The sequence below is a fragment of the Pseudomonas sp. AKS31 genome, assembly GCF_023634765.1.
Classification (GTDB): domain Bacteria; phylum Pseudomonadota; class Gammaproteobacteria; order Pseudomonadales; family Pseudomonadaceae; genus Aquipseudomonas.
Window position 1 is genome coordinate 87,200 of record NZ_JAMLFX010000006.1, and the last position, 12,829, is coordinate 100,028.

A 12,829-nucleotide genomic window follows, 5' to 3' on the forward strand; every position below is an offset into this window, starting at 1 on the left:
GCCGCAACGCAATTTCAGAGCCTACTTCTGCGTCCCGTCATCATGCTGCAGATTCGCCTGGGTCAGATTGCACCCCGCCGGCACACTGCGCGTCAGCCACACATTGCCGCCAATGGTCGACCCTTTGCCAATGGTGATTCGCCCGAGAATCGTCGCCCCGGCATAAATCACCACATCATCTTCAACGATCGGATGGCGCGGATGGCCCTTTTGCAACTGGCCGTCTTCATCCGCCGGGAAGCGCTTGGCGCCCAACGTCACCGCCTGATAAATCCGCACGCGCTCACCAATGATCGCGGTCTCGCCGATCACCACACCCGTGCCGTGATCGATAAAGAAACTACGGCCGATCTGCGCGCCCGGATGGATATCGATACCGGTCGCCGAATGGGCGATTTCCGCGCTGATCCGCGCCAGCAATGGCAAACCGGCGCGATACAGATGGTGCGCCAGACGATGGTGAATCACCGCGAGAATCCCCGGATAGCACAGCAGCACTTCATCGACACTGCGTGCCGCCGGATCACCGTGATAGGCCGCCAGCACATCGGTGTCGAGCAGCGTGCGCAAGCCCGGCAGTGCGAGGGCGAAATCCTGCACGATCTGAATCGCGCGGGCTTCGACTTCGGTGTCAGCCTGCGCGCTGTGGCGGGCGACGTAACGCAGCTCCAGGCGGGTCTGCGCCAGCAAGGCATTCAGCGCCACATCGAGGGTGTGGCCGACGTAGAAATCTTCACTTTCTTCGCGCAGGTCCACCGGCCCCAGGCGCATCGGGAACAGCGCCCCACACAATGCTTCAAGAATCTCCGCCATCGCCGCCCGCGACGGCAACTCGCGACCACCCTGCTCGCCGAACGCCCGGCCGTTCTGTGCCCGCCACTGATCCCGCGCGCTGCGCAGTTGACTGACGATGGTCTGCAATTGCCAATGGCTGGAACGCTCGCTCACGGTAAAGACTCCTCACGGGCGGCCGGACTGTCTGGCCGCGTCATCGGCGCCTACTTTACGGCATGCTCACGAGAGCGAATTAAGAACCGATAGTGCTGGCCTCAGTTCATTTGGCTATAAGCGATTCGCGGTTGCCCCTGCAAAAGCGCGTGCCTATAGTCCTTTCATCTTCCTCCGCCAGTACGGACTCATGATCAAACAACAGCTGGACCGCTTTAACCGTCTCAACCTGCTCGGCCACCCGACGCCCCTGGAAAAACTCGAACGCCTGTCCACCTGGCTCGGCCGCGAGGTGTACATCAAGCGCGATGACCTGACGCCGCTGGCCATGGGTGGCAACAAACTGCGCAAACTCGAATACCTCGCTGCCGATGCCCTGGCACAAGGCGCCGACACGCTGATCACTGCCGGCGCCTTGCAATCGAACCACGTCCGCCAGACCGCCGCACTGGCCGCCAAATTGGGCCTGGGTTGCGTGGCGCTGCTGGAAAATCCGCTGGGCACTGACGACAGCAACTACACCGGCAACGGCAACCGCCTGCTGCTGGATCTGTTCGACACCAAGGTCGAGCTGGTCGACAACCTCGACAACGCCGACGAACAACTGACCGCCCTCGCCGCCCGCCTGCGCAGCAACGGCAAGAAGCCGTATCTGGTGCCAATCGGTGGCTCCAATGCGCTCGGTGCGTTGGGCTATGTGCGTGCCGGGCTGGAGCTGGCCGAGCAGATCAAGGACACCGGTCTGGAGTTCGCTGCGGTGGTATTGGCCTCGGGCAGCGCCGGTACTCACAGCGGTCTGGCACTGGCGTTGAGCGAAGTGCTGCCGCAATTACCGGTGATTGGCGTGACCGTTTCGCGCAGTGAAGAAGATCAGCGACCGAAGGTTCAAGGACTTGCCGAGCGTACGGCGGAGTTACTCGGCGTCGAACTGCCGGCCGGTTTCAAGGTCGAGTTGTGGGACGAGTATTTCGGCCCGCGTTATGGCGAGCCGAATGCCGGGACGCTGGCGGCGGTAAACTTGCTGGCGAGTCAGGAAGCGGTGTTGCTCGATCCGGTGTACACCGGCAAGGCCATGGCAGGTTTGCTCGATGGCATTGGCCGTCAGCGCTTTGATGAAGGCCCGATCATCTTCCTGCATACCGGTGGGGCGCCGGCGTTGTTTGCTTACAAGGATTTCCTGTAGCAGAAGATCAAAAGATCGCAGCCCGCGGCAGCTCCCACAAGTGATCTCATGTAGGAGCTGCCGCAGGCTGCGATCTTTTTCCACAGGCAAATCTTATTCCAATAAAGAATAAAGTTTCAGATATTAAGTATTTTCAAGTCTAACGCAGACATCTTATAGTCTCGCCGCAGGCGAATTTCGCGAGAGACGCATAAGCTGCTTTAAGGCAGGATAGCGCTGTCGTCCGAATCACCCATTCGCCAACTTTCCTTAAGCGTCTTCCATAAGAAAACACAGGGGCTTGTCATGAATTTTTCCGCACTACGTCGCAATCTGCTGGTGGGTTCGCTGGGTCTTGCGCTGAGCGCCGGCCTGATCGGCCAGGCAGTGGCCGGTGAACAGTTGCAACAGATCAAGGACAAAGGCGTTATCAACGTCGGCCTGGAAGGCACTTACCCACCGTTCAGCTTCGTTGACGAGAACGGCAAGCTGTCCGGCTTCGAAGTCGAACTCTCCGAAGCGCTGGCGCAAAAACTCGGCGTCAAAGCCAAGATTCAGCCAACCAAGTGGGACGGCATTCTCGCCGCGCTGGAATCCAAGCGTCTGGACGTCGTGGTCAACCAGGTGACCATCTCCGAAGAGCGCAAGAAGAAGTATGACTTCTCCGAGCCTTACACCGTTTCCGGGATTCAGGCGCTGGTGCTGAAGAGCAAGGAAGCCGCGCTGAACATCAAGACTGCCGCTGACCTGTCCGGCAAAAAAGTCGGTGTCGGCCTGGGCACCAACTATGAACAATGGGTCCGCGCCAACGTCCCGGGCGCCGACGTCCGTACTTACGACGATGATCCAACCAAGTTCGCCGACCTGAACAATGGCCGTACCGATGCCATCCTGATCGACCGTCTGGCTGCACTTGAGTACGCCAAGAAAGCGCCAAAAACCGTTGCAGCCGGTGAAGCTTTCTCCCGCCAGGAATCCGGTATTGCCCTGCGCAAAGGCGAGCCTGAGTTGCTGGCTGCGGTGAACAAGGCGCTCGACGAACTGCGCGCCGACGGCACTCTTGAGAAACTGTCGAAAAAATACTTCAACGCAGACGTCACTAAATAATGGAAGCAGGTTTTCAGTTCGGACTGGACTTCCCGCAGTTGAGCCAGCAAATCGCCGAAACCACACAGCTGTTGGTGGACTCCGCGCCCTTCCTGTTCAAGGGCGCGTATTTCACGGTCATCCTCAGCCTCGGCGGGATGTTCTTCGGGCTGCTGCTGGGCTTCGGCCTGGCATTGATGCGCCTGTCCCGCTTCAAATCGGTCAACTGGCTGGCCCGCGTCTACGTGTCGTTCTTCCGCGGTACGCCGTTATTGGTGCAGCTGTTCGTGATCTATTACGGCTTCCCGCAACTGGGAATAGAGCTTGATCCACTGCCTGCGGCACTGATCGGCTTTTCGCTGAACATGGCCGCCTACGCCTGTGAAATCCTCCGCGCCGCGATCGGTTCGATCGAGCGTGGCCAGTGGGAAGCCGCTGCGAGCATCGGCATGACCCGCGCGCAGACCCTGCGCCGGGCCATCCTGCCGCAAGCGATGCGCACGGCGCTGCCGCCACTGGGCAACAGCTTCATTTCACTGGTCAAGGACACGGCACTGGCCGCCACTATTCAGGTGCCGGAGCTGTTCCGTCAGGCGCAGTTGATTACCGCCCGGACTTTTGAAGTCTTCACCATGTATCTTGCCGCCGCGCTGATCTACTGGATTCTGGCCACGGTGCTCTCGCACTTCCAGAACAAGTTGGAAGAGCGGGTCAATCGGCACGACCAGGAGTCCTGACCCCATGATTGTCGTGGAAAAACTGACCAAGCAATTCAAGGGTCAGGTCGTGCTCAACGGCATTGACCTTGAGGTAAAGGAAGGCGAAGTCGTCGCAATCATCGGCCCCAGCGGTTCGGGGAAAACGACGTTCCTGCGTTGCCTGAATTTCCTTGAACAACCCACCAGTGGCCGGATCAAGGTCGGCGATATCGAAATCGATACCAGTCGCCCGTTGAACCAGCAGCAGAGTCTGGTGCGCAACCTGCGCCAGCACGTGGGCTTCGTGTTTCAGAACTTCAACCTGTTCCCCCATCGCACCGCACTGGAAAACGTCATCGAAGGCCCGATTGTGGTCAAGAAGATGCCGCGCGAAGAGGCGGTTGCTCTGGGCAAGAAACTCCTGGCCAAGGTCGGACTCGCCGGCAAAGAGGACGCTTATCCGCGTCGTCTCTCCGGTGGTCAGCAACAGCGCGTAGCGATTGCCCGCGCGCTGGCGATGGAGCCGGAAGTGATTCTGTTCGACGAGCCGACCTCGGCCCTCGACCCGGAACTGGTCGGCGAAGTGCTGGCGACCATTCGTGGCCTGGCTGAAGAAAAACGCACCATGGTGATTGTCACTCACGAGATGGGTTTTGCTCGCGACGTGGCCAACCGTGTGGTGTTTTTCGATAAAGGTGTGATCGTTGAACAAGGCGAAGCCAAAGCATTGTTTGCCAACCCGAAAGAAGAACGCACTAAACAGTTTCTCAGCAAGTTTCTGAATCACGCCTGAGAACTTTTATTGCTTGAACGGTAACTTCCATGGATGGAAGTTTCTTTTATCAATCCCCAACATCCTCCAACCCCACTCAAACAAAACATATCCCAAGCGGTACATATATATGTTCTGCAACAGATGATACCTGCCTCCCTCCCTTCCACTTGAAATGATAGTGCTCAAATAAATCCGCGCATAAAACGCCATGAAAGCCTTGCGCCCCGTGGTTCATTTCGCCTGATCACTTAGGCATATGGCCGCAACGGCGTAGGAAACTTCTGATTAATTCGTAATTCACGGGTTAACTAATATCGTCTATTGACACCCCAACCCGCACACTCTTATCTAGTCGGCAACCCGTACCACTTAGTTCAACCACCCCGTCTTCAACTTGAATAAAAGCCCAAAGCTTTATTGCCAGTTTATTCACGCTTTTTGTTCTTTCAGAAACGGACTTCGCTGCAAGGCTTCAAGGAGAGAAATCGATGACCCGCACTTCGCACACCCCCGAACTGGCCGCGCCGTCCCTCGCGCCAGCGCAAAAAACAGGTATCAATCTGGTCGCCGCCGCACACCTTTTGATCGAGGTGTCGCCCTACCCTGATATGGACAGCGGCGATCTCATCGAGCTGTTCTGGAACAAATGCTATGTCGCCTCCAAAGTGCTCACAGCGGATGACGTTGGCGCGCCAGTCAGCCTGAGGGTGCCGGAGAGTTTCATCGCCAACGGCACCGCGCGCATCCACTATCGGGTGATGCAGGTCGGTCAGGGTCCGGCGTTATCGGCGGCGACACGCGTCCAGGTCAAACTGGACTGCCCCGGCGGGCAACCCACGGCGCTGAGTGCAGACGAAAATCAGCAACTGGCCCCGGTGACCATCCCCGACGCCATACGCCGTCAGGGCGTCAATCCGAACCAGATCAAACGCGGTGTGCCGCTGACCATCGAGCCGTATCTGAACATGGCCGAAGACGACGCCATCACCTTGCGCTGGGGGGATGTGCGCATGGATCTGGCGCCAGTCACCGCTGCGGATATCGGCTTGCCGATTCAGGTCTGGGTACCGCCGTCGGTAATTGTCGATGCAGGCGAGGATCTGCGCCTGGATGTGACGTATTGCATCCTCGATCGGGTCGGCAACAACTCACGCTGGGCACCGCCTCGCACCTTGAAGATCGGCTGCGCAAATCCCTATCTGAAAGTCCCCCTGCGGCCAGAACTCATGGCTGCCGAATCCCGCAAGTCCTGAACACAACGACCTGTGGCGAGAAAGCAAGCGCCCTCGCCACAGGATCAATCCCGCCGCAAAAAATTGTTAACCAACCCGACCATCACCCCTTCTATGCATATTCCTAAAAGTTAGTTTATTTAATATTTATACACGCTTAGGGTATATGAACCGGACCACCGGACATTCTTTCGTTCGCCGCACTTTTGCGGCGCTTTTCATGAGATGTGAGGTAGGTAGTATGGTCCGGAACACAATCACCCCAGTGCAGATCGCCAGGGCATTGCGTGCAGCCAGGGAGCGGCACTGATGTCCAGTCTGGCAGATGCAAACGTCCAGTCTGATCTGGATATCGCCCCGTTGTTGTTGCCCGCGCAGGTCTTGCGCAACGACGCCCAAGCCATCAAAGCCGCCCATGAACTGGCGCAGGTCGCCCGCGTGCAGGCGGCCAAACGCGACCGCCAGCGCAAGTTGCCGTGGTCGGAAATCGAACAGTTCACCCGCAGCGGTCTGGGCAGCATCGCCATCCCGCGCGAATACGGTGGCCCGCAGGTTTCGTTCGTCACCCTGACCGAGGTGTTCGCGATCATTTCCGCCGCCGACCCGGCGTTGGGGCAGATCCCGCAGAACCAGTTCGGCATCATCAATCTGGTACTTGGCAGCGCCACCGAAGCGCAGAAAAAGCAGCTGCTCCAGAGCGTTCTGGAAGGCTGGCGCATCGGCAATGCCGGCCCCGAGCGCGGCACCAAAAACACCCTGGAACTGAAAGCGCGGATCACCGCCGATGGCGATGATTACGTGATCAATGGCCAGAAGTTCTACTCCACCGGCGCGCTGTTTGCGCACTGGGTCGCGGTCAAAGCGCTCAACGATGACGGCAAGCAAGTGCTGGCCTTCGTCCGTCGCGGCACGCCGGGCCTGCGCATTGTTGATGACTGGTCGGGCTTCGGTCAGCGCACCACCGCCAGCGGCACGATTGTGCTGAACAACGTGCGTGTCGAGTCGAGCCTGGTCGTCGACAACTGGAAGATCAACGAAACCCCGAATACTCAGGGCGCGGTGTCGCAGTTGATCCAAGCGGCCATCGACGCCGGAATTGCCCGTGGCGCTATCGACGACGCCATCGAGTTCGTCAAAACCCGTGCACGGCCATGGATTGACGCCAAGGTCGAACACGCCAGTGATGACCTCTACGTGATCGCCGACATCGGCAAACTGAAAATCGAATTGCACGCCGCGGAAGCACTGTTGCGCAAGGCCGGCAAAGTACTCGATCAAGCCCATGCTGCGCCGCTGACCGCCGAATCCGCCGCCCGCGCCTCGATTGCCGTGGCCGAAGCGAAAGTGCTGACCACCGAGATTTCCTTGCTCGCCAGCGAGAAGCTTTTCGAACTGGCCGGCAGCCGCGCGACCCTTGCCGAATTCAACCTCGACCGCCACTGGCGCAACGCCCGCGTGCACACCCTGCACGACCCGGTGCGCTGGAAGTATCACGCGGTCGGCGCCTATCGCCTCAACGGCACGTTGCCTGCTCGCCATTCCTGGATCTGAGACGACCGCACACTTTCTCAAGTGCAATGGAGAAACCTATGACTTTTTCCCATCCCGTCGCGGTCATCACCAGCGATGAGCAAGCCCTGATCGTCGCCAGCGACCTGGCCGAAGATTTCAAACGCGACAGCGCCGTGCGCGACCGCGAACGCCGCCTGCCACTGCCGGAACTCGACGTGTTTTCCCGCTCGGGTCTGTGGGGCATCAGCGTGCCCAAAGAATACGGTGGCGCTGGTGTGTCCAACGTAACCCTGGCCAAAGTCATCGCCCTGATCGCTCAGGCTGACGGCTCGCTCGGGCAGATTCCGCAGAACCATTTTTACGCACTCGAAGTGCTCCGTGTGAACGGCAGTCACGCGCAGAAACAACGGCTGTACGCCGAAGTGCTCGCCGGCCAACGCTTCGGCAATGCCTTGGCAGAACTGGGCACCAAAACCGCCCACGACCGCCTCACCAGCCTCAAGCGCGACGGTGATGGGTATCGCATCAACGGCCGCAAGTTTTATTCGACCGGGGCGATTTACGCGCAGCGCATTCCGACTTCGGTTGTCGATGAAAACGGCGTGCAGCAACTGGCCTTCGTCCCGCGTGACAGCAAAGGCCTGACCGTGATCGACGACTGGAGCGGCTTCGGTCAGCGCACCACCGGCAGCGGTTCGGTGGTGTTCGAAGACGTGTATGTTGCCGCTGAAGACGTCCTGCCGTTTCAAAGCGCCTTCGAACGCCCGACCACCGTTGGCCCGCTGGCACAGATCCTTCACGCCGCCATCGACACCGGCATCGCCCGCGCCGCTTACGAGGATGCGTTGCATTTCGTGCGCAGCAAGACGCGCCCGTGGATCGACTCCGGCAATGACAACGCCACTGAAGATCCATTGACGCTGAAAAGCTTCGGCCATTTGAGCATTCGCCTGCACGCCACCGAAGCCTTGCTTGAACGGGCCGGCGAATTTCTTGATGCCGCGCAGGCTGACACCAACGCTGACACGGTTGCGGCGGCCTCGATTGCCGTCGCTGAAGCACGGGCGATCAGCACTGAAATCTCTCTGGCTGCCGGCAGCACGCTGTTCGAACTGGCTGGCAGCCAGGCAACCCTGATCGAACACGGCCTCGACCGCCACTGGCGCAACGCCCGCGTGCACACCCTGCACGACCCGGTGCGCTGGAAATATCACGCGGTGGGCAACTACTACCTCAACAATGAAAACCCTCCGTTGCGAGGGACGATCTGATGAGCGCGGCGAAAAAGAAGATCCTGCTCAATGCGTTCAACATGAACTGCATCGGTCATATCAACCATGGCCTGTGGACGCATCCGCGCGACACCTCGACGCGCTACAACACCCTTGAATACTGGACCGAACTGGCGCAGTTGCTTGAGCGTGGACTGTTCGACGGCTTGTTCATCGCCGACATCGTCGGCGTGTATGACGTCTATCAGAACTCGGTGGACGTGACGTTGAAAGAGTCGATCCAGTTACCGGTCAACGATCCGTTATTGCTGGTTTCAGCGATGGCTGCCGTGACCAAAAACCTCGGTTTCGGCTTGACCGCCAACCTCACCTACGAACCGCCGTATCTGTTCGCCCGGCGCATGTCGACGCTCGATCATTTGAGCCGTGGTCGAGTGGGCTGGAACATTGTCACCGGCTATCTCGACAGCGCCGCGAAAGCCATGGGACTGAGCGAGCAGGTCGAGCATGACCGTCGTTATGACCAGGCCGACGAGTACCTGGAGGTGCTCTACAAACTCTGGGAAGGCAGTTGGGAAAACGGCGCGGTACTGAATAACCGTGAGCAGCGGATCTACGCCGACCCGGAAAAAGTGCACAAGGTCGAGCACAAGGGCGAGTTCTATCAGGTCGAGGGTTATCACCTTTGCGAGCCGTCGCCGCAGCGTACGCCAGTGCTGTTTCAGGCCGGCAGTTCCGATCGCGGTTTGCTCTTCGCCGGGCGTCACGCCGAGTGCGTGTTCATCAGTGGCCAGAACAAGGCGTCGACCAGGGTTCAGGTGGACAAGGTCCGCGCCAGTGGCTTCGAAGCGGGACGTAACCCGGAGGACATCAAGGTGTTCATGGGCCTCAATGTGATCGTCGGCGCGACCGAAGAAGCCGCATGGGCCAAGCATGCCGAGTACCTGAGCTACGCCAGCGCCGAAGCCGGCGTGGCGCATTTTTCCGCGTCGACCGGCATCGACTTTTCCCGGTACGAGATCGACGAACCGATCCAGTACGTGAAGAGCAACGCGATTCAATCGGCCACCAGGAACCTGCAGAACAACGACTGGACCCGGCGCAAATTGCTCGACCAGCACGCCCTCGGTGGCCGCTACATCACCGTGGTCGGCTCGCCTGAGCAAGTGGCGGATGAGCTGGAATCGTGGATCGCCGAGACCGGCCTCGATGGCTTCAACCTGACCCGCATTGTTACGCCGGAAAGCTATGTCGATTTCATTGACCTGGTGATTCCAGAGTTGCAGCGACGCGGGTCGTACAAGACTGCGTACGACACCGGCACCCTGCGCGAGAAGCTGTTTCATGGCGGGGCGCAGTTGCCCGTGCAACACACCGGCGCAGCGTTTCGCCGCTAAAAGCATCGCTGGCAAGCCAGCTCCCACAAGGGTCTGTGGCGTTCACAAAACCTGTGGGAGCTGGCTTGCCAGCGATGAGGCCCGACCCGACACCACAAAATTAATGCACTGACTGGAAAAACCATCATGACCAAGAAAATCCTGTCCCACCCAGTCAAAGCACTGGCCCTGGCCCTCGGCCTGTTCAGCTCGGCGGTGTTCGCCGCCGATGCGCCGTTGAAAATCGGCACCACCGCCGCCTTCGCCATCCCGCTGGAAGCCGCCGTCGAAGAAGCTTCCAGACAAGGCCTGAACGTCGAGCTGGTGGAGTTCACCGACTGGATCGCGCCGAACGTCAGCCTCGCCGCCGGCGACATCGACGTGAATTACTTCCAGCACATTCCGTTTCTGGAAAATGCCAAAGCCGCGTCGGGTTTTGATCTGGTGCCATTCGCGCCGGGGATCATCAACAACGTCGGCCTCTACTCGAAAAAATACAAAAGTTTCGACGAGTTGCCAGAGGGCGCCAGCGTCGCTATCGCCAACGATCCGATCAACAGCGGTCGCGGCCTGCAGCTGTTGGCCAAGGCTGGCTTGATCACGCTGAAACCGGGTGTTGGCTACAAAGCCACCGAAGACGACATCGTCGCCAACCCGAAGAAAATCAAAATCCTCCAGGTCGAAGCCGTGCAATTGGTGCGCGCCTATGACGACGCCGATCTGGTCCAGGGCTACCCGGCCTACATTCGTCTGGCGAAGACCTTCGATGCCGGTTCCGCGCTGCTGTTTGACGGCCTCGACCACAAGGAATACGTGATCCAGTTTGTCATCCAGCCGAAGAGCAAAACCGATCCACGCCTGATCAAATTCGTCGACATCTACCAGCATTCGCCAGCCGTTCGCGCGGCGCTGGATAAGGCTCACGGCAAGCTGTATCAAGCCGGTTGGGAAAGCTGAACATGACGGCCGCGATCCAACGGCGACTGGAAATTCCAGAGCCACACAATGCTGAAAAAACCGAGCTGCACCCTGAGCTGAATCGCGCCCACGTGCGCTTCATCGGCCTGGGTAAAACCTACAACGGCCGGCAAGGCCCGGTGGCGGCATTGCAGGGCATCGATCTGGCGATTCAGCGCGGTGAAGTGTTCGGCATCATTGGCCGCAGCGGCGCCGGCAAGTCCTCGCTGGTCCGCACGATCAATCGTCTGGAACAACCGACCTCGGGGCGCGTGTTGATCGATCAAGTCGACATCGGCGAGTTCGATGAAGACCGCCTCGTCGCTTTGCGCCGACGCATCGGCATGATCTTTCAGCACTTCAATCTGATGTCGGCCAAGACTGTTTGGCAGAACGTCGAGCTGCCGTTGAAAGTCGCTGGCGTGCCGAAAGAACAACGCGAAAAAAAGGTCCGCGAACTGCTCGAGCTGGTTGGCTTGCAGGAAAAGCACAAGGCTTATCCGGCGCAGCTTTCCGGTGGGCAGAAACAGCGTGTCGGCATCGCCCGCGCGCTGGTGCATGACCCGGATATTCTGCTCTGCGACGAGGCGACTTCGGCGCTCGATCCGGAGACCACGCAGTCGATCCTCGGCCTGTTGCGCGAGATCAACCAACGCTTGGGCCTGACCATCGTCCTGATCACCCATGAGATGGCAGTGATCCGCGAGATCTGCGACCGCGTTGTCGTGCTGGAGCATGGCCGCGTCGTCGAGCAAGGCCCGGTTTGGGAAGTGTTCGGCAATCCGCAGCACGAGGTCAGCCAGACCTTGCTTGCACCGCTGCAACACGCGTTGCCGGAAGAGTTGCAGAGCCGCTTGCACGGCCAAGCGCCCTGCGCTGACGCTGCTGTGGTGTTGCGTTTGCAGTTCACCGGCAGCGCCAGTGATGAACCGGATCTGGCGGCGCTGTTCACTGCATTGGGTGGCCGGGTGAAGTTGCTTCAGGGCGGCGTCGAGCGAATTCAGGGGCATGCGCTGGGGCAATTGTTGTTGGCCGTCAGCGGCTCAGCGTTCAGTGCCGGGCAATTGAGCGAACGCGCCGCACCGTGGGCCCAACGCGTGGAGGTAGTCGGTTATGTGGTTTGATCGCTTGTTGCAGGGTTTTATCGATACGTTTCTGATGGTCGGCGTGTCGTCGCTGATCGCCTTGCTGGTGGGGATTCCCATGGCGGTGATCCTGGTCACCAGCGACAAGGGCGGCATCTATGCAGCGCCGGTGCTGAATCGCGCTCTGGGCGCATTCGTGAACCTGTTCCGCTCGATCCCGTTTCTGATTCTGATGGTCGCGCTGATTCCGTTTACCCGGTTGATCGTCGGCACCACCTACGGTGTCTGGGCTGCGGTGGTACCGCTGACGATTGCGGCGACGCCGTTCTTTGCGCGGATTGCCGAAGTGAGTCTGCGCGAGGTTGATCATGGTTTGATCGAGGCCGCGCAAGCAATGGGTTGCCGGCGCTGGCACATTGTCTGGCATGTGCTGTTGCCGGAGGCGCTGCCGGGGATTGTCGGCGGCTTCACCATCACGCTGGTGACGATGATCAACTCCTCGGCGATGGCCGGAGCGATTGGCGCGGGCGGGTTGGGGGACATCGCTTATCGTTACGGTTATCAGCGCTTTGACAGCCAGATCATGTTGACGGTGATTGTGTTGCTGGTGGCGTTGGTGGCGGTGATTCAGTTGGGTGGAGACCGCCTGGCGCGTGGGTTGAACAAGCGCTGAGTCTGGCCGAGTTCATGCGGCGCCTCTGAACCCGCTTTCGCGAGCAGGCTCGCTCCCACATTTGGAATGTGTTCCCCTGTGGGAGCGAGCCTG

At 59.5% G+C, this 12,829-nt stretch carries 12 protein-coding genes; 11 read left to right on the forward strand and 1 reads right to left on the reverse strand.

The genetic code is table 11. The annotated features are described in order from the left end of the window. Window positions 1-21: 21 nt before the first annotated feature. On the reverse strand, window positions 22-948 hold the full coding sequence (epsC, locus tag M9827_RS17985; protein ID WP_250606438.1) for a serine O-acetyltransferase EpsC: 927 nt from the start codon (window positions 946-948) through the stop codon (window positions 22-24). 190 nt (window positions 949-1,138) lie between these two features. Here epsC and M9827_RS17990 point away from each other — a divergent pair, with 190 nt between their 5' ends. The 11 genes from M9827_RS17990 (at window position 1,139) to M9827_RS18040 (ending at window position 12,736) form a co-directional block, all read left to right on the forward strand. Beyond that, window positions 1,139-2,131 carry a D-cysteine desulfhydrase gene (locus M9827_RS17990; RefSeq protein ID WP_250606439.1) on the forward strand — a complete coding sequence of 331 codons (993 nt, stop codon included), beginning with the start codon at window positions 1,139-1,141 and terminating at the stop codon, window positions 2,129-2,131. 285 nt (window positions 2,132-2,416) lie between these two features. Further along, on the forward strand, window positions 2,417-3,217 hold the full coding sequence (gene tcyJ, locus M9827_RS17995) for a cystine ABC transporter substrate-binding protein (protein WP_250606440.1): 801 nt from the start codon (window positions 2,417-2,419) through the stop codon (window positions 3,215-3,217). Further along, complete coding sequence (gene tcyL / locus M9827_RS18000) at window positions 3,217-3,933, forward strand: cystine ABC transporter permease (RefSeq protein ID WP_250606441.1); 717 nt, start codon at window positions 3,217-3,219, stop codon at window positions 3,931-3,933. Before tcyJ ends, tcyL begins: the two co-directional genes overlap by 1 nt. Before the next feature lie 4 nt (window positions 3,934-3,937). Then, window positions 3,938-4,687 carry an L-cystine ABC transporter ATP-binding protein TcyN gene (tcyN, locus tag M9827_RS18005; RefSeq protein WP_250606442.1) on the forward strand — a complete coding sequence of 250 codons (750 nt, stop codon included), beginning with the start codon at window positions 3,938-3,940 and terminating at the stop codon, window positions 4,685-4,687. 470 nt (window positions 4,688-5,157) lie between these two features. After that, window positions 5,158-5,922 (forward strand): hypothetical protein, encoded by a 765-nt coding sequence (locus tag M9827_RS18010; protein ID WP_250606443.1) that lies wholly within the window; start codon window positions 5,158-5,160, stop codon window positions 5,920-5,922. 288 nt (window positions 5,923-6,210) lie between these two features. Continuing rightward, window positions 6,211-7,452: an SfnB family sulfur acquisition oxidoreductase gene (locus tag M9827_RS18015; RefSeq protein ID WP_250606444.1), complete on the forward strand. Its 1,242-nt coding sequence runs from the start codon at window positions 6,211-6,213 to the stop codon at window positions 7,450-7,452. Window positions 7,453-7,490: 38 nt separating this feature from the next. Continuing rightward, complete coding sequence (locus M9827_RS18020; RefSeq protein WP_250606445.1) at window positions 7,491-8,684, forward strand: SfnB family sulfur acquisition oxidoreductase; 1,194 nt, start codon at window positions 7,491-7,493, stop codon at window positions 8,682-8,684. After that, window positions 8,684-10,042, forward strand: a complete 1,359-nt coding sequence (locus tag M9827_RS18025) for an LLM class flavin-dependent oxidoreductase (protein WP_250606446.1) — start codon at window positions 8,684-8,686, stop codon at window positions 10,040-10,042. Before M9827_RS18020 ends, M9827_RS18025 begins: the two co-directional genes overlap by 1 nt. A gap of 126 nt (window positions 10,043-10,168) precedes the next feature. Next, window positions 10,169-10,978: a MetQ/NlpA family ABC transporter substrate-binding protein gene (locus M9827_RS18030; protein WP_250606447.1), complete on the forward strand. Its 810-nt coding sequence runs from the start codon at window positions 10,169-10,171 to the stop codon at window positions 10,976-10,978. Between the two features lie 2 nt (window positions 10,979-10,980). Beyond that, complete coding sequence (locus M9827_RS18035; RefSeq protein WP_250606448.1) at window positions 10,981-12,102, forward strand: methionine ABC transporter ATP-binding protein; 1,122 nt, start codon at window positions 10,981-10,983, stop codon at window positions 12,100-12,102. Continuing rightward, the gene (locus tag M9827_RS18040) at window positions 12,092-12,736 is read left to right on the forward strand and encodes a methionine ABC transporter permease (RefSeq protein ID WP_042557114.1); all 645 of its coding nucleotides are present in this window, start codon (window positions 12,092-12,094) and stop codon (window positions 12,734-12,736) included. Before M9827_RS18035 ends, M9827_RS18040 begins: the two co-directional genes overlap by 11 nt. The last annotated feature ends 93 nt before the right edge of the window (window positions 12,737-12,829 follow it).